Origin of the sequence: Streptomyces sp. NPDC096012 (assembly GCF_040426375.1) — a bacterium.
Classification (GTDB): Bacteria; Actinomycetota; Actinomycetes; order Streptomycetales; family Streptomycetaceae; genus Streptomyces.
The window spans coordinates 158797-176034 of the sequence record NZ_JBEOTD010000008.1; the positions used below are offsets into that span (position 1 = coordinate 158797).

The 17238-nt window shown below is 72.6% G+C and carries 14 protein-coding genes; 9 read left to right on the plus strand and 5 right to left on the minus strand.

Annotation, left to right across the window (positions count from 1 at the left end):
• Positions 1-714: 714 nt before the first annotated feature.
• The gene (locus tag ABVB68_RS11445; RefSeq protein ID WP_353600810.1) at positions 715-1593 is read right to left on the minus strand and encodes a DUF4184 family protein; all 879 of its coding nucleotides are present in this window, start codon (positions 1591-1593) and stop codon (positions 715-717) included.
• A gap of 314 nt (positions 1594-1907) precedes the next feature.
• Here ABVB68_RS11445 and ABVB68_RS11450 point away from each other — a divergent pair, with 314 nt between their 5' ends.
• The 3 genes from ABVB68_RS11450 (at position 1908) to pgfA (ending at position 5077) form a co-directional block, all read left to right on the plus strand.
• A complete protein-coding gene (locus tag ABVB68_RS11450) occupies positions 1908-3659 on the plus strand; it encodes a lytic transglycosylase domain-containing protein (RefSeq protein WP_353600811.1) in 1752 nt (583 codons plus the stop codon).
• A 263-nt stretch (positions 3660-3922) separates the two neighbouring features.
• Positions 3923-4057 (plus strand): SPW_0924 family protein, encoded by a 135-nt coding sequence (locus ABVB68_RS11455; RefSeq protein ID WP_353600812.1) that lies wholly within the window; start codon positions 3923-3925, stop codon positions 4055-4057.
• Between the two features lie 27 nt (positions 4058-4084).
• A complete protein-coding gene (gene pgfA, locus ABVB68_RS11460; RefSeq protein WP_353600813.1) occupies positions 4085-5077 on the plus strand; it encodes a cell envelope lipid trafficking protein PgfA in 993 nt (330 codons plus the stop codon).
• On the opposite strand, the gene hrpB is transcribed toward pgfA, so the two are convergent.
• Positions 5067-7592, minus strand: coding sequence for an ATP-dependent helicase HrpB (hrpB, locus tag ABVB68_RS11465; protein WP_353600814.1), 2526 nt, complete (start codon positions 7590-7592; stop codon positions 5067-5069). The two genes, pgfA and hrpB, sit on opposite strands and share 11 nt — an antisense overlap.
• A gap of 298 nt (positions 7593-7890) precedes the next feature.
• Positions 7891-8865 (minus strand): class I SAM-dependent methyltransferase, encoded by a 975-nt coding sequence (locus ABVB68_RS11470; RefSeq protein ID WP_353600815.1) that lies wholly within the window; start codon positions 8863-8865, stop codon positions 7891-7893.
• Between the two features lie 228 nt (positions 8866-9093).
• Here ABVB68_RS11470 and rpsA point away from each other — a divergent pair, with 228 nt between their 5' ends.
• Positions 9094-10587 (plus strand): 30S ribosomal protein S1, encoded by a 1494-nt coding sequence (rpsA, locus tag ABVB68_RS11475; RefSeq protein WP_353600816.1) that lies wholly within the window; start codon positions 9094-9096, stop codon positions 10585-10587.
• Positions 10588-10886: 299 nt separating this feature from the next.
• Here rpsA and ABVB68_RS11480 read toward each other — a convergent pair whose 3' ends face one another.
• A complete protein-coding gene (locus ABVB68_RS11480) occupies positions 10887-11846 on the minus strand; it encodes a right-handed parallel beta-helix repeat-containing protein (protein WP_353600817.1) in 960 nt (319 codons plus the stop codon).
• Positions 11847-12135: 289 nt separating this feature from the next.
• Between ABVB68_RS11480 and ABVB68_RS11485 the strand changes: the two genes are divergently transcribed.
• The 3 genes from ABVB68_RS11485 to ABVB68_RS11495 all read left to right on the plus strand — a co-directional run bounded on the left by ABVB68_RS11485 (position 12136) and on the right by ABVB68_RS11495 (position 14385).
• A complete protein-coding gene (locus ABVB68_RS11485) occupies positions 12136-13074 on the plus strand; it encodes a PAC2 family protein (RefSeq protein WP_353600818.1) in 939 nt (312 codons plus the stop codon).
• A gap of 166 nt (positions 13075-13240) precedes the next feature.
• Positions 13241-13954: a dephospho-CoA kinase gene (gene coaE, locus ABVB68_RS11490; RefSeq protein WP_353600819.1), complete on the plus strand. Its 714-nt coding sequence runs from the start codon at positions 13241-13243 to the stop codon at positions 13952-13954.
• Positions 13955-14004: 50 nt separating this feature from the next.
• Positions 14005-14385 carry a tetratricopeptide repeat protein gene (locus ABVB68_RS11495; RefSeq protein WP_353600820.1) on the plus strand — a complete coding sequence of 127 codons (381 nt, stop codon included), beginning with the start codon at positions 14005-14007 and terminating at the stop codon, positions 14383-14385.
• Positions 14386-14635: 250 nt separating this feature from the next.
• On the opposite strand, the gene ABVB68_RS11500 is transcribed toward ABVB68_RS11495, so the two are convergent.
• Positions 14636-14962 carry a DUF6343 family protein gene (locus ABVB68_RS11500; protein ID WP_353600821.1) on the minus strand — a complete coding sequence of 109 codons (327 nt, stop codon included), beginning with the start codon at positions 14960-14962 and terminating at the stop codon, positions 14636-14638.
• 310 nt (positions 14963-15272) lie between these two features.
• Here ABVB68_RS11500 and ABVB68_RS11505 point away from each other — a divergent pair, with 310 nt between their 5' ends.
• The gene (locus ABVB68_RS11505) at positions 15273-16184 is read left to right on the plus strand and encodes an acyltransferase domain-containing protein (RefSeq protein ID WP_353600876.1); all 912 of its coding nucleotides are present in this window, start codon (positions 15273-15275) and stop codon (positions 16182-16184) included.
• Between the two features lie 74 nt (positions 16185-16258).
• Positions 16259-16939 carry a class I SAM-dependent methyltransferase gene (locus ABVB68_RS11510; RefSeq protein WP_353600822.1) on the plus strand — a complete coding sequence of 227 codons (681 nt, stop codon included), beginning with the start codon at positions 16259-16261 and terminating at the stop codon, positions 16937-16939.
• The last annotated feature ends 299 nt before the right edge of the window (positions 16940-17238 follow it).

Genomic DNA, 17238 nt, shown 5'->3' on the forward strand with positions numbered 1-17238 from the left:
CGGCGTCCCCGCCTCCGGCGCCGCGTCGGCGCCGCGTCGCATCCCATGGCGCCCGGCTTCGGCGAGCGGGTCCCCACTGCATTCCGCTCCCGGCACCGTGCCGCGCCCCAGGGCCCCGACTCCCGGCCCCTGGCTCCCGCCCCCGTGTCTCACCCCCGCGGCGCCCCGTCCCCCCACCACCACCGGCGCAACCGACCGCCCACGGCCCCTGGCTACTTCCGCCCCCGTGTCTCAGCCCACGGCGCCCCGCCCTCGCCCCGTCCCCCCACCAGCGCAACCGACTGCCCCCGGGCAATCAAGTCGGCGGAACCCCCGGAGGGGCCGTCACTCACGTGGCCCCCGCCAAAACGCCCCCCGGCCCCCGGAGGCGCAAAACTGCGGGCATGGGTATACGCATGCTTCACCGCCGGACGCCCGAGGCAGCCCCCCGGGTCTGGGCGGACACCGCTTCCGTGCAGGCCCTGCCTGCCTCGCCGGTCCCGGCCCTCGCGGCCGACGCAAGCACCGCCCGCATCCCGGCCGATCTGGCCACGACCGTCCGCAGGGCCGCCGACCGTCTCCGGCGCGGATTCGCCGGTCTGACCGCCCGCGCGGGCCACGTCCCGGACTGGCGCGCATGGATGGACCTGGCCCGCGGCTACCTCGACCTCGCGCTCACCCTGACCCCGAGGTCGCGCCGCCCCCGGCACACCGTCACCGTCTTCGTCGCGTCCCTCACCGAGAGACCGGCCGCCCCCGGCTCGCCCCGACCGGGCCACCGGCGCCCACCGCAGTCTCAGAGCCGTCCGGAACCGGGCCCGGACGCCACACCCTGACGCCGACGGCGTACAGCAGCAGCCCCAGAACTCCTCCGGCGCCCACTCCGAAGCACAGGGTGGGCAGCAGCTCCCACGGCCGCCCCGGCGCGCCCTGCCGCCCCGACCACCCCGCGACCCGCTGCACCGCCCCGGCCAGCACACAGCCGCCGATCACCGCCAGCGCCCACCACCGGTCCCGCACGGACAGCGCCGGCACTCCGGCCGGTTCCCCGCCGGGCGTCCGGCGCAACGCTCGCACCAGGAAGAACACGATCACCACGGCACCCACCGCGGACGAGCCGTACTGCAGCCACGAGTACAGCGGCACGCCCGCCGGACGGTCCCGCCCGATGGCCGGAATCAGCCGCGTCCCCCACCGGTCGTGGTGGGTGAACGCGTCCCACACCACATGGGTCAGCGCGCCCAGCACCGCCGAGACGTACCACCACCCCACCGCGGCGCCCCGCACGCGCGCGTGCGGGGCGCCACAGCGCAGCAGACTGGCCGGCCGCCCCTGCCGGGCGCGCGGCAGCAGTGCCACGGACGGTTCCCGCACGAGCAGCCACAGGCCCGTCAGCGCCCAGGCGATGAGGACGTCCACCGTGGCGACGCCGGCGAACGAGTGGGTGAACGCGCCGAATTCCATGGCACCCGGCACAAGACTCGCCGCGTAGAAGGTCAGATCGGGCGCGAAGGAACCGGCGACGAGCACCACGGGCACCAGCCGGCCGCGGCGGCTTCCGTCACCCCGGATCGTCGGCAGCACGGCCGCCGCGTGGCTGAGAGTGAACGGCAACGGGGCCTCCGTCAGGTCGTCGGCCAGGGCGCCGGAACGGTGATCACGCCCGTCCAGTATGCGCGACCGAGCTCGGACAGCCCGCGCCCCAACGAAAGTTGGCCAACCGGTGAAAACCGGGCGTGGGCCTGCCCGCGCAAAGCAAGTTGTCGTAGGGTCACCTGGGTCACCGTGCCGGGCGTACGGCCGAACGCGCTTCGCACTTGCGGCAAAAGCGGCACAGGGGCAACCACAGCACCGGTTCGACCGTCACACCAGGGCGAGGCAGACAGACGGAGAGGGCGCCCCGGGCGTCCACGGGAGGGGTTCACTCTATGGCGGCGCATTTCGGCAGGCGGCTGCGCAAGGGAGCGGCGACCACCGCCGTGGCCGCGGTGGCGGTCGCGGCTCTCTCCGCGTCCCAGGCTCCGGGAGCGACCGGCGAGGACCAGGGCAGACACGAAGCGGCCGGCGCCGCCACGCCCGCACCCGACACGGCCACCGGCGGCGACGCCACCGGCAGCTCGCCGTACTACACGGACCTGCCGCCGCTGAACAGCCCCAACCCCAGCCCCTCGTCGGCCATCGGCACCCCCGTCTCCCGGGGCGAGGCCGAGGCCGGTATCCCCGCGACGGTCCTCGACGCCTACAAGAAGGCCGAGACCGAACTGCGCGCCGCCAAGCCCGGCTGCAACCTGCCCTGGCAGCTGCTCGCCGCCATCGGCAAGGTCGAGTCGGGCCAGGCCCGCGGCGGCCGGGTCGACGCGAACGGCACCACGCTGGGCCGGATCCTCGGGCCGCAGCTCGACGGCAACGGCTTCGCCCTCATCCCGGACACCGACCACGGCGCGTACGACGGCAACAGCCGGTACGACCAGGCCGTCGGCCCCCTCCAGTTCATCCCGTCCACCTGGGCCTGGGCGGGCCGCGACGGAAACGCCGACGGCAAGAAGGACCCGAACAACGTCTACGACGCCGCCCTGGCCGCCGGCCACTATCTGTGCCGCAACGACTGGGACATGTCCACCGACCACGGGCTGCACAGCGCGATCCTCAGCTACAACAACTCCCAGGACTACCTGAACCTGGTCCTGAACTGGCTGCAGTACTACCGCAAGGGCTCCCACTCCGTACCCGACGGCACCGGCACCGTGCCGTCCCACCGCAGCGACCACGGCGACCGGGGCACCCGGCCCGGCCGCACCCCGACGCCCTCGGAGCCGCCGAGGACCACGCCTCACTCCGAGCCGCGCCCGAACCCCGGGCACCCCGGCGGCGGAGGCGAGAGTCCGCGCCCGACCCCGCCGAAGCCCCCCACGCCGACGCCGCCCGTCCCGCCGACGCCGCCGCCGACGAACACCGACATCGTGGACCACCTCGAGGACGCCGGCACGGCCGACCTCACGACGATGGCCGGCCACGCCTTCACCGAGCGGATCGGCACCCGCGCCGAGACCAAGGCCGGCAAGTCCGTCGGCAAGGTCAGGGTGAGGTTCACCATCACCGGGGACACCGACGCCACCTTCACCGGCGGCGAGACCGTCGCCACGGTCGCCACGGACGCCAAGGGCCTCGCTCTCGCCCCGGCGCTCCAGGCCGGCGAGAAGACCGGCGACTTCAAGGTGACCGCGGCCGTCGTGGGGCGTCCGGTCAAGGGCGTCGACTACACGGCCACGGTCACCGCGCGCGCCGCCGACACCCTGGTCCGCACCGGCGACACCCCGCTGACCTGCGCCCCGGGTGCCGAGTTCGCCGACCAGGTGGAGGTCAAGGCGACCTACAAGGCCGCCGTGGCGGACAAGGTCGCGGCCACCGCCACCCTGATCAAGTCCGCCACCGACGCCACCGAGAACGACAAGGGCCCCTACTTCAAGGACGCCGACGGCAAGCCCGTACGCACGCTCACGGGCCTCCTGACCGACGACAAGGGCCTGCTGAAGCTGCCGAAGCTGTACGCGGACGACACCTCCGGCACCTTCCTGCTCCGCATCACCACCACGGGCGGCGCGACGCTCACCGTGGAGCTGAAGGTGGCCGTCCCCGCCGCACCCTCGGACAGCCCGTCCCCGAGCGGGTCCGCCTCCTAGGGGCCCACGCGCCACGACAGGGCGCCCTTCCCGCTCCGGCGGGGAGGGCGCCCTCGTTCGTGCGTGCAGCGCTGTTCTCATCTCGCCCTGCCGTTGCTACCGTGCCGGACCTGACGGCCCATCAGACTTCGGGCGGCCCATCAGGACTCCCGCGGCCCCGCAGGGGTGCCCGGCGGCCTTCACGGACCCCGGTGGCCCGTAGGGCGTGCCCGACGAGCCGTCAGAGTGCAGCCAGGACACCGACCGTCCGCCGGGAGGCCCGCATGCGCGCCCTGATCGCCGCCGCGACCGGTCTCGCCCTCGCGCTCGCCCTGGTTCTCACGATCAGCGCGACGGGCTCACCGTCGGGCCGGACGTCCCCCGAGCCGCTGCTGACGACGGTGCCCTCGCACCCGTAGCCGCACCCGTCCGGCAAGGAGGCCGCGATGCGCCGCAAGGCAAGCCTGATCCTGCTCGCCTGTGCCGTGTTCTGCGCGGCCCTGGCCCCGCTGCTGCGCTGGTACGCCTTTCCCCGCCTGGCCCGCATCCCCGCGAACCAGTACCAGGACATGGTCCTGGTGGCCAAGGGCGCCACCCTCCTCGACTACGGCACCATGCGGGCGGAAAAGGTCTCCCAGGTCACCATCGTGCAGACCCTCAAGGGCGACGTGGAGGCCGCGCGGAGCATCGAGCGGACGGCGGGGCGGCCGGTCGTCGTCTGGGACGGCCTGTCCTACGTCCAGGGCCCCGACGGCAGGATGGTCTCCCGCGTCCCGGAGCGCTACATCTTCGACGCCCACAGCCAGGACCCCGTCCACGCGACCGGTGAGTCCGTCGACGGCGATCCGGTCCGGCGCGACGGCATCGAGTTCAAGTGGCCCTTCCTCACCCGGAAACGGGACTACCGGTACTTCGACGCGCAGACCCGCACCACCAGCCCCATCCACTACAAGGGCACCCGGACCTTCCGTGGTCTGAAGGTCTACTACTTCGAGCAGACCGTCCCCTGGACCGAAGTCCCGATGCCCAAGACCATGCCCGTCCGGGGTATCACGCCGGAATCGGTCGCCAGGACGGGCACCACCCGCTGGTACACCACCGTCCGGAGGTTCTGGGTGGAACCGGTCACCGGCGCCCCCGTCTACGGCGAGGAGAGCCACCGGGAGGAACTGCGCGGCGGCACCCTGCTCGGCGGCCGCCCCAAGGTCACCGCCTTCGCCGGACACGTGAAGATGCGCGAGGACTACATCGAGCACACGGTCGCCCTCGTCAGGCACAACCGCACCCTGGTCCTGGCGCTCACCTCCTACGCACCCCGCGGCTCCCTGGCCCTCGGCCCGCTGCTCCTCGCGCTCTCCCTCTGGCTGGAGGCCCGCTCCCGCCGCCCACGGGACCCCGCGCCCACGCGGCCGCAGGAGCCGGAGCCGGTCAGCGCCTGAGCCGCGCGTTGGTGTGACGCGTGGGCTCGGCGGTCGCCGGGTTCTCCGGCCAGGGGTGCTTCGGATAGCGCCCGCGCAGCTCCGCCCGTACGCCCTTGTAGCCGCCCGCCCAGAAGGAGGCGAGGTCGGCCGTCACGGCGGCGGGACGTCCGGCGGGGGAGAGCAGATGCACCAGCAGCGGCACCCCCGCCACCGCTGGCGTCCGCCGCAGCCCGAACATCTCCTGCAACTTGACCGCGAGGACCGGCCGCTCGGGGTCCCCGTAGTCGATCCGGATCCTGGACCCGCTGGGCACGGTGATCCGCTCCGGCGCCAGCTCGTCCAGCCGCGCCGCATCCCCGCTCGCCCAGGGCAGCAGCCGCGCGAGCGCCTGTCCGGCGTCGATCCGGGCCAGGTCGGCCCGCCGCCGGGCCCTGCTCAGCTCCGGCTCCAGCCACTCCTCCACGCGCGCGTGCAGCGCCTCGTCCGACACGTCGGGCCACGGCTCGCCGAGGTGCGCGCGCAGGAACGCCAGCCGCTGCCGCAGTGCCCGCGCGTCCTGGGACCAGCGCAGCAGCCCGAACCCTTCCTGGCGCAGCCCTTCGAGCAGGGCGGCCCGTACGAGGGCCGGGTCGGCACGTTCGAGAGGCTGTACGGCCAGTTCCACCGCGCCCAGCCGTGCCACCCGCCGGGCCACGACCTCCCCGTCGGACCAGTGCACCTCGTCCGCCTCCGCCAGGAGCGCCCCGGCCGCGGCCCGCGCGACGTCCTCGCGCACCGCGGCCCCGAGCCGCACGCGCGCGTGCCCCTTCCCGGCGGGCCGGTCGGCGACGGCGACGACGATCCACGGCGCCCCGCGCAGCGCCGACCCGTCCGCCACCTCGGCCCGGGTGCCGGACGCCATGAGATACGAGCCACCGTCGAACCTTGCGACCCGCTCCGGAAAGGCGAGAGCCGCGACGGTCCCGGCGAGCTCGTCGTCCCCGGTGAGCGGTCCGCCCCGGGCGCTCTCTCCCGGCCGGGGCCGCGGGGCGGGCGCACGGGAAGGCTCCGACGCCACGGCCCGCAGCCGCCGCACCTCGGCGGCCCACCGCGCCGCGTAGGCGTCACCCCCACGCCGTGCGCGGCGCAGGGCACCGGCCAGATCGTCGCCGTACTCCCGAGGCACCTCCTCGGAGAGCAGAGCGACGACCGGGGCCCCGTCGCCGGCCGTGTCCAGCAGAGCCCGCCCCAGCCGGGGGTGCACCCCCAGCCGGGCCAGCCGTGCGCCGACCTCCGTAGGCCGCCCGGCGGCGTCCACCGCTCCCACGGCGGACAGCACGTCCCGGGCCGCCGCCATCGCCCCGCCCGGCGGAGGATCGAGCAAGGCGAGGCCGGAGGCGTCAGGATCGCCCCAGCAGGCGGCCTGGAGGGCGAACGCGGTCAGGTCGGCCACCTTGATCTCCGGCGCCGGAAACGCCGGCAGACGGACGTCCTCGGCCTCGGTCCAGCACCGGTACACCACGCCGGGCGCCTCACGCCCGGCCCGCCCCGCCCGCTGCCGCCCGGCCGCCCGTGACGCCCGTACGGTCGTGAGGCCGCTCAGCCCCCGCGCGTGATCCACCCGGGGCTCACGCGCGAGCCCCGCGTCCACCACCACCCGGACCCCGGGCACGGTCAGCGACGACTCCGCCACGGACGTGGCCAGCACCACCCGGCGCCGTGCACCGGGCGCGAGCACCGCGTCCTGCACGGCCGCCGGCGCCCGCCCGTGCACCTGGAGCACGTCGACCTCACCGAGATCCCCGAGCCCGCCGGCCACCCGCGCGATCTCGCCCACACCGGGCAGGAAGCACAGCACGTCGCCCTCCCGCTCGGACAGCGCCCGCCGTACCACCGACGCCACGTGCGCGAGCAGTGCGGGATCGACGCGCATGCCGTGCGGCGGACGTACCGGGCGGGCCGGAGCGGCCCACACCACCTCCACCGGATGCGCGATGCCCGCGGCCTCGACCACCGGTGCCCCGCCCAGCAGCCGCGCCCACCCCTGCGCGTCGGTGGTCGCCGACGCGGCCACCAGCCGCAGCTCCGGACGCAGCGCCTGCCGTACGTCCCACAGGAACGCGGCCACCGTGTCGGCGTCCAGATGCCGTTCGTGGCATTCGTCGAGGACGACGGCGTCGACGCCGGCCAGCTCCTGGTCGCGCTGCAGCCGCTGCAGCAGCACCCCGGTCGTGACGACCTCCACGCGCGTGTGGCGGCCCACCACGCGCTCGCCGCGCACCGTGAAGCCCACGCTCTCGCCGGGCTTCTCGCCCAGCAGCCAGGCCATCCGCCGGGCCGCCGCCCGCGCCGCGATCCGCCGCGGCTCGGCCACCACGACCCGCCGCGCGGGCCCGCCCCCGACGAGCCCCGCCAGTACCAGCGGCACCAGCGTCGTCTTGCCGGTGCCCGGCGGCGCCACGAGCACCGCCGTGCCGCCCGTCTCCAGGGCGTCGGTCAGGGCGGGCAGGGCGGAGCGCACGGGCAGCGCGTCCAGGGCGTCGTAGCGGATCACCCACCTAGTGTCGTACGGCGCCGGGAACGACCCCACGCGCGCGTACCCGGGGCGCCCGCAGCCGGGGCGGTGCAGAGGCGCGCGTGCGCACATGCACGGGCGTGGGCCCACGGCCGCGAGCACGCCCCGCGCGGCAAGCAGCACACGTGCGCAGGCGGGCGCGGGGACGCGCGCAGGCGAGCGCATACGCGCGCGGGGGCACAACGGACAGGCCGGCGCATACGCACGCGGACACACACGCAGGGCGGCGCGTACGCACGCGGGCGCGCACGCACGCGGCGACAGATGACGAAGCGTGTCAGTCCCGCTCGCACACGAAGATCGCCGTTCCCGGGATCAGATTGCCGCGCAGCGGTGACCAGCCGCCCCACTCGGAGCTGTTCCAGGACGGCCACTCCGGCTCCACCAGGTCCACCAGACGGAAGCCCGAGGCCACGACGTCCCGCACCCGGTCGCCGACCGTCCTGTGGTGTTCCACGTAGACCGCGCGGCCCTCCTCGTCCTGCTCGACGTAGGGCGTGCGGTCGAAGTAGGAGGAGGACACCGACAGGCCCTCCGGACCCGGCTCGTCCGGGAACGCCCAGCGGATCGGATGCGTCACCGAGAAGACGAACCGGCGGCCCGGCCGCAGCACCCGCCGCACCTCGCGCAGCACCAGCCGCGGGTCGGCCACGAACGGCAGCGCTCCGTACGCGGAGCACGCGAGGTCGAAGGAGGCGTCCGCGAAGGGCAGGGCGCCGGCGTCGGCGCAGACGAGGGGAAACGATCCGCCGATCCGCAGCGAGTGCTGCAGCTGGCGGTGCGAGAGGTCGAGGGCCACCGGGCGGGCCCCCTGGCCGGCCAGCCACCGCGAGCACTGCGCCGCACCGGCGCCGATCTCCAGGACGTCCTTGCCCTTCAGGTCCTCAGGCGGGCCCAGCAGCTCGGCCTCCACCTCGTCCAGGCCCTCCGGGCCCCAGACGAAGCGGTCGTCCCCGAGGAACGTGCCGTGATCGATCTGGTACTCGTCCGCGTTGCGGTCCCACCAGCGCCGGTTCGCCCGGGCACTCTCCGCGACCCCCGCGTCACGCCGGGTCGCCTCCGGGTCGGGGTCTTCGGGACCGCCGGTCTCGTACGTCTCCGGCTCTTGGATGATCGGCTCCCTCGTCGTACTCTTCCGTCCAAGCCGCAGGGGGTGGTCGCGGAAGCGCTGCCACAGGCCCTGCGTGGCCTCCTGGGACGTTTCTTCTGCCGGGAATGCGGGGATCCGCCCCGGGTGTGCGCCTTCGCGCATTGACCCTTCCCGGCTGCCCCCGTATGCTACAAGTTGCGCTGCGGGCCTGCGCACCTCAGACGTAGCAGGCTGCGCTCGCATCTGTTGTATGTCCCCTCGGTTGTCGAGGCGTCACCGGTTGAGTTTTTGGGTGACGCTTCCTTGGCTGTCCGGCTTCTTCAGAGCGATACGGGCTCCCGGCGTAGCAGTACCTACGACTTCAATGTCCGTACCGGAGCCCTTTCCCACATGACGAGCAGCACCGAGACCACCGCAACCACCCCGCAGGTAGCGGTCAACGACATCGGTAACGAGGAAGCCTTCCTCGCCGCGATCGACGAGACGATCAAGTACTTCAACGACGGCGACATCGTCGACGGCGTCATCGTGAAGGTCGACCGGGACGAGGTCCTGCTCGACATCGGTTACAAGACCGAAGGCGTTATCCCGAGCCGCGAACTCTCGATCAAGCACGACGTCGACCCCAACGAGGTCGTCGCCGTCGGTGACGAGATCGAAGCCCTTGTTCTCCAGAAGGAGGACAAGGAAGGCCGCCTGATCCTCTCGAAGAAGCGCGCCCAGTACGAGCGTGCCTGGGGCACCATCGAGAAGATCAAGGAAGAGGACGGGATCGTCACCGGCACCGTCATCGAGGTCGTCAAGGGTGGTCTCATCCTCGACATCGGCCTCCGCGGCTTCCTCCCGGCCTCCCTGGTCGAGATGCGTCGTGTTCGCGACCTCCAGCCCTACGTGGGCAAGGAGCTCGAGGCCAAGATCATCGAGCTGGACAAGAACCGCAACAACGTGGTCCTGTCCCGCCGTGCCTGGCTGGAGCAGACCCAGTCCGAGGTCCGCCAGACGTTCCTCACGACCCTCCAGAAGGGTCAGGTCCGTTCCGGCGTCGTCTCCTCGATCGTCAACTTCGGTGCCTTCGTGGACCTGGGTGGCGTCGACGGTCTGGTCCACGTCTCCGAGCTTTCCTGGAAGCACATCGACCACCCGTCCGAGGTTGTCGAGGTCGGCCAGGAAGTCACCGTCGAGGTCCTCGACGTCGACATGGACCGCGAGCGTGTCTCCCTGTCGCTGAAGGCGACCCAGGAAGACCCGTGGCAGCAGTTCGCCCGCACCCACCAGATCGGCCAGGTCGTGCCCGGTAAGGTCACGAAGCTGGTTCCGTTCGGTGCGTTCGTCCGCGTGGACGAGGGCATCGAGGGTCTGGTCCACATCTCCGAGCTGGCCGAGCGCCACGTGGAGATCCCGGAGCAGGTCGTCCAGGTCAACGACGAGATCTTCGTCAAGGTCATCGACATCGACCTCGAGCGTCGTCGCATCAGCCTCTCGCTGAAGCAGGCCAACGAGTCCTTCGGTTCCGACCCGGCCTCGGTCGAGTTCGACCCGACCCTCTACGGCATGGCCGCGTCCTACGACGACCAGGGCAACTACATCTACCCCGAGGGCTTCGACCCCGAGACCAACGACTGGCTCGAGGGCTACGAGACCCAGCGCGAGGCGTGGGAGCACCAGTACGCCGAGGCGCAGACCCGCTTCGAGCAGCACCAGCAGCAGGTCATCAAGTCCCGCGAGGCCGACGCCGCTGCTGTCGCCGAGGGCGGCGAGGCTGCCGCTCCGGCCGCGTCGGGTGGCGGTTCGTACTCCTCCGAGGGTGCGGACACCTCCGGTGCGCTGGCCTCGGACGAGGCGCTGGCCGCGCTTCGCGAGAAGCTGGCCGGTGGGCAGAGCTGAACGCTGCCGCTGAGGCTTAGCCGGTAGTCGGAGGGGCCGCACCCTGCAGGGTGCGGCCCCTCTCGTCTGCCCGGGTCCGCTCCTGCGCACGAGCTCAGGCCGCGTCGCCGGCCGGGCCCGGGTGCGTCATGCCCGGCCGTCGTCGCCGGGCCCGGGTTCGTCCTGGCCGGCCGCGCAGCGCCCATCGCCCCGCGCTCCTCAGGGGGGCGCGTGGCTCCCCGCGCCTCTCAGCGGGTCGCGTGGCTCCCGCACTTCAGGGGGGTCGCGCTCCCCGCGCTCCTCAGGGGCTCCCGCTCCCCTCAGGGGGGCACGGTGATGTTGGTCAGGGCCTTGCCGTCGGTCACCGTGTTGGAGCTGTAGACCGTCGTCCCGCAGCCGGTGCCGTAGTTGGTGACGTCGATCGCCAGCCGGGTCGAACCGGTCGCGCCCGTCAAAGTCGACTTGTTGCCCTTGAAGACCGTCCCGCAGCCCCAGCCGGACTGCTGGGTGTGGGTCTGGTAGCCGTCGTTCGTGGTGTTCTTGCCGGTGTTGTCCTGGACGAGGACGTCGTTGCCCTTCACGTCGACCCAGGAGTCGTCGTAGTTGGCGCCGGTCAGCCCGCTGCCGTCGAAGGTGTTCCCGATGATCCGCGCGCCGGTCGTCCCCTCCTTGATGTCGACGTTCTCGCCGCCCACGCCCGGGCCGATCGTGTTCCCCAGGATCTGGACGCGGTCGCTCTTGTCGGAGAGGGTGTTCGCGGTCCCCACGTACACGCCCTCGCCCATGCCCCTGCCGTCGCGCCCGGTGTCGTATATCCGCGAGTTCCTGATCACGCCGTCCGTGCTCGAGTCGCGGAAGTGCACGCCCTCCATGTCCAGCCCGTGCACCGTGACGCCGTCCACGACCACACCCTTGGCCGCGTCGATCACGATGCCCTTCTGCCCGCCGGTCACGGTCAGCCCGCTGACCGTCCAGTAGGAGGCGCCGTTCAGATGGAGGCCGTAGCCGCCCCCCGCGGTGAGCACGGCCTTCGGGGAGCCGGTGAGGGTGATGCGAGCCGTCGCGGCCGCCGGCGCGCCCGCCTTGAAGTTGCCGGTGTACGTGCCGTCCGCCAGGTGGATCGTGTCTCCCGGCTTCGCGTTGCCGAGTGCGGCCTTGAGCTGTGCCGCGGTGCCGACCTCGATGGTGGAGGCCGCGGCGGTGGGGCCGGCGGACAGGAGGAGGCCGCCGGTGGCGGCGGTCGCGGCGAGCAGGGAGGTGAGCAGCGTGCGCGTGCGCATGGGGGGTGCCTTCCTGTCGTACGGGCGAAGTCTCATGCGAAGTCTCGTGAGGGATCTCGCACGGGGTCTGGTGCGACGTTCCCCTCCGGCGTTCTCGTGCGAAGTCCGATGCGGAGTCTCATGCATGAATAGCAGATGCATACGTGAACGTCGCTTTCCCGCGAAGGTACGGACCAGTTGACGGGTCGTCAAGGGGTGCGGCAGGAGTTGCCTGATCAGGGGTCCGGGACGGGAATGCCCGCGCCCCAGGGCGCGTTGTCCATGACGGATATGAGGAGGAGCGGTCACAGTGCTTGATCCGCAGGGTTTGTACGCATGGGAGCCGAAGGGCCTCGCCGTTGTCGACATGGCGCTCGCCCAGGAGTCGGCCGGCCTTGTCATGCTCTACCACTTCGACGGATACATCGACGCGGGTGAGACCGGCGACCAGATCGCCGAGCGCCTGCTCGACTCACTGCCCCACCAGGTCGTGGCCCGTTTCGACCACGACCGGCTCGTCGACTACCGGGCCCGCAGGCCCCTGCTGACCTTCAAGCGCGACCGCTGGGAGGACTACGAGGTGCCGGCCATCGAGGTGCACCTCGTCCAGGACGCCACGGGCGCCCCCTTCCTGCTGCTGTCCGGTCCCGAGCCGGACGTGGAATGGGAGCGGTTCGCGGCCGCCGTCCGCCAGATCGTGGAGCGGCTGGGGGTCCGGCTGTCCGTGAACTTCCACGGCATCCCCATGGGCGTCCCGCACTCCCGCCCCGTGGGCCTGACCCCGCACGGCAACCGCACCGACCTCGTCCCCGGCCACCGCAGCCCCTTCGAGGAGGCCCAGGTGCCCGGCAGCGCCGAGTCACTGATCGAGTACCGCCTGATGGAGGCCGGACACGACGTCCTGGGCGTCGCCGCGCACGTCCCGCACTACATCGCCCGTTCCCCGTACCCGGACGCCGCCCTGACCGTCCTGGAGGCCATCACGGCCGCCACCGGACTGGTCCTGCCCGGTGTCGCGCACGCCCTGCGCGCGGACGCGCACCGCACGCAGACGGAGATCGACCGGCAGATCCAGGAGGGCGACGAGGAGCTGACCGCCCTCATCCAGGGTCTCGAGCACCAGTACGACGCGGCGGCGGGAGCTGAGAGCCGCGGCAACATGCTGGCCGAGCCGGTGGAGATCCCCTCGGCCGACGAGATCGGGCAGGAGTTCGAACGCTTTCTGGCCGAACGCGAAGGGGAAAACTAGCCGAACGCCAAGGCGGCAACCAGCCGGACGCGAAGGCGACAACCAGGGGCCGCGTGCCGGACCGGGGCAGCACGGGGGTGGACGGCTCTCCCGACGGAAGCTTAGGCCTGAACTGCCGCAGCCCCCGCACAGTGGGCCGCGGCAGTTCAGGCCTAAGCTTTCGTTCATGCTGAAAGTGGGCCTGACCGGCGGTATCGGTGCCGGCAAGAGCGAGGTGTCGCGGCTGCTCGTGGAGCACGGGGCCGTGCTGATCGACGCGGACCGCATCGCGCGCGAGGTGGTGGCGCCCGGTACTCCCGGCCTCGCGGCCGTGGTCGACGCCTTCGGCAAGGAGATCCTCGCCGCCGACGGCAGCCTGGACCGGCCACGGCTCGGCTCGGTGGTCTTCGCCGACCCCGACAGGCTCGCCGTCCTCAACTCGATCGTGCACCCCCTGGTGGGTGCCCGATCCCGCGAGCTGGAGGCCACCGCGGCCGACGACGCCGTCGTGATCCACGACGTTCCGCTCCTCACCGAGAACGGCCTCGCACCGCTCTACGACGTCGTGATCGTCGTGGACGCGAGCCCCGTCACCCAGCTCGACCGCCTGGTCCGGCTGCGCGGGATGACCGAGGAGGACGCACGCGCGCGTATGGCCGCGCAGGCGACCCGCGAGCAGCGCCGGGAGATCGCGGACCTCGTGATCGACAACGACGTGCCGCTCGACGCCCTGAGGAAACGCGTCACCGAAGTGTGGGACGAGCTGGTGCGACGGGCACGCGGGGGCGAGAAGGCGGTCGGCGGCGGTCCCGAGGGTGGCGGCGGCAACGGCGATTCCGTAGGCGGTCGCGGCGCGGAGGGCGGCGGCGAAGGCGCTCCCGTGGGCGGCGGCGCGGAATAACGGGTACGCGTGCGGGCGTTGAACCGGCGTAGTGAGGGAAGGACTCTGCCGTGCCCGAGATCAGCGGTTCCGCCGGACGTACTCCGGAGACGCATGTCATCGACTTCCGTGCCGCCGAACACCTGCTCAACGCACGGGACCCGCGGGGCGCGGTGAAGCTGCTCGACGGAGTCATCGCCGCGTACCCGGAGAACACGGCCGCCCGGCTGCTCCGCGCGCGTGCCTTCTTCGCCGCGGCGCAACTACGGCCCGCCGAGCTGGAGTTCACCATCGTGCTGGAGCGCGAACCGGACAACGCGTTCGCGCACTTCGCGCTCGCCCGCACCTATGAGCGCCAGGGCCGTCCGGATCAGGCCAAGCGCCACTTCCGGCTGGCCGCCGCGCTCGACCCGAACCCGGAGTACCTGAAGGCGGCCCACTTCGACGACTGAGCGGCGCCACTTCGACGACTGGGCGGCGCCACTTCGACGACTGGGCGGCGCCACTTCGACGACTGGGCGGCGCCACATCGACGACTGGGCGGCGCCACGTGGCGTTTCGGCGAGCGACCTGGGGGTGCTGCACCGACCTGCGGCGCGTGCTTCGGCGGGTGGCGGTGCGTGCACCGACTCCGTGAGCTAGGGCGGGCGTCCTGGTCGCGGACGCGGACGCCCGGTTGTGGAGTTGTGGGCAGGGGCCTCGTCACGGATGCCGGTGCCTGGGCGGTCCCGGGAGCGGGGGCCCGTCCTCCGGGGGCGGGTACGGCGGCGATTCGTCGTCCAGCGGCTGGTACGGCGGTACGTCGTGACCCGGCTGGTAGTGCGGACCCTGCCGCATGTGCCTGAGGATCATGACCATGTCCACGGTGACGACCAGCCACAGCACTCCGCAGGCCGCCGCCCATCCGGGGCGCCCGGCGAGAGCGAACGCCGCCGTGCCGAAGACCGCCCAGACCAGCCCCCACACGCTCAGCCAGAACCGCACGCGCAGCGCACTGCGCGCGGTCACCGGCTCACTGCCCGTACGCATCGGATCATCACTCCTCCTTGCAAAGTACTCTTCGACGACGAGGTGCATCAACGCGTGCCGGTGACGGTTGCCGGGGCCGGGCGCCGGGACGGTTTCAGGGACCGCCGCCGAACGTCGCGCGAGGGACGCCGGGGCCGAACGACGGGAGCGATCGCCGGGGCCGAGCGGCGGGCCCGAACGACGAGGCCCAGCGGCGAGGCCGAACGACGGGGCCGCTCGGTGCTCGGCGCCGGGTGTCCGGTTCCGGGATGGCCGACGCCGGCGGGCGCGGGTGCCGTGGACCATGCCGTACGTCGAAGGGGGACCCGTAGTGCTGCCGGACGCCGACGACCTGCCCGACCTGCTCCTTGACCTGGCCGTGCCGCACGAGGACATCAACGACCTGATCGCACTGCGTGCCAGGGTGGCCGGTGATCCGGGCACGATGAGGCTTCTGGAAGCGTGCGTCGAGGAACTGTTCCGGGGCCTGGACGAGCTGGGGCGCACCCCCGAACTGGGCGAGTTGTTCGACGCGGCGCCGGCCGAACTCACCGACACCTTTCCGCTCTACGTCTTCCTCGCCGCGCACCCGCACACCCTCGCCCACCACCGGGAACGCGGAATCCCCGCCGACGTCTCCCGGCGCACTCTGGCCGACCTGGGCCGTCACATCGCGGTGCACCGTCGGCGGCACGGCAGGGCCGGGGTCCGGTCGCGGCGCTGGCTGGTCCGCCACTTCCGGGGCGAGCTGTACCAACTCGGGCGGCTGCAGTTCGAGCGGTCCCGGATCGGGCGGCGCACGGCGCCGGCACTCGCCGCCGCCGGACTGGATGCGGCGCCGGGCGAACCCTGCCTGACCCTGCACATCCCCGATTACCACGGCCGGCTGACCCCGTCCGCCTGCGACCGCTCCCTGGCGCTGGCCCGCGAGTTCTTCGCCCTGCACTTTCCCGAGGAGCACCCTCGCGCCGTGCTGTGCCATTCCTGGCTGCTCGACCCGCAGTTGAGGTCCTACCTGCCCGCGGACTCCAACATCGTCCGCTTCCAGGACAGGTTCCGTATCGCCCGCGAGGACATCGAACCGGCCGACACCGAGCCCGTCCAGTTCGTCTTCGGCACGCCGGACCTGCCGGTGGCCGAACTGCCCCGCCGCACCTCGGTGGAACGCGCGGTGGGGGACCACCTGCGGTCGGGCGGCCACTGGTACATCGGGCACGGCTGGTTCCCGTTCCAGACGGGATGACTCGAACGAGTGAACCACGGCCGAACGGGAACGGGACTGCGGCGCTGGGCCGTTGACCGGGCATGACGGTCGAAATGCGTGAGGGATACGAGGGCACGGGCCCCGGTGCGATCACCCCGGACGGCTGCGCGGTCGAGCTGTACGAGCGGCTGCCGGTGGGCGACGAGCCGGACATCATCGCCGCGGCGGTACCGGCCGGGGCGCACATCCTGGAGCTGGGCAGCGGAGTGGGCCGGGTGACGCACCCCCTGGTGGAGCGCGGCTTCACGGTCACGGCGGTCGACGAGTCCGCCGACATGCTGGCCCGGGTCCACGGGGCGCGCACGATATGCGGCGCCGTCGAGGACCTGCACCTCGGTGAGAAGTTCGACGTGGTGATGCTCGCGTCGTTCCTCGTTCACAGCGGTGACGAGCAGGTGCGCAGGGGAATGCTGCGCACCTGCGCGGAGCATGTGGCGGAGGACGGCTGCGTGCTCCTCCAGCGGGAGGGCGAGGACTATCACACGAACGTCCCCAGAGAACGGGTCGATCCCAGCGGTTTCACCGTGCGGATCGTGTCGGCGGAGCCTGTCGGAGACGGGGTGGACTCGGTCCTGGCCGAGTATGTGTTCCCGGACGTGGTCTGGACCCAGAGATTCCTGTCCCGGCCCCTGACGAAGGAACAGTTCGAATCGGCACTGGCGGAGGCGGGACTGGAGGTGGACGCCTATCTCACACCGGACGAGATGTGGGTGAGGGCGGTACCGACGAGGTAGGCGACCGCGGCGCCCGTCGTGGGCGCGAAGAGATCACGCGGAGTGGTGGGCGACGGAAACCGCGCTCGGACCCTGCTCGCACCCGCCCAGCCGGTCCGGACGCGGCTGGGCGGACTCCGCCGGGCCGGGCTCCGCGGCTCCCGCGGAGGGCGATGAGGAGGCGTGGGGGACACCGCCGGACGGCCTCGGTGAAGCAACCGGACCGCTTCACCGGGCGCCGGCGCGGCCCTGAGGTCAACGCCCGCCGGATCGCCCCTCAGACCCCGCGCACCATTCGTTCCGCCGGACCCCGGCGCACC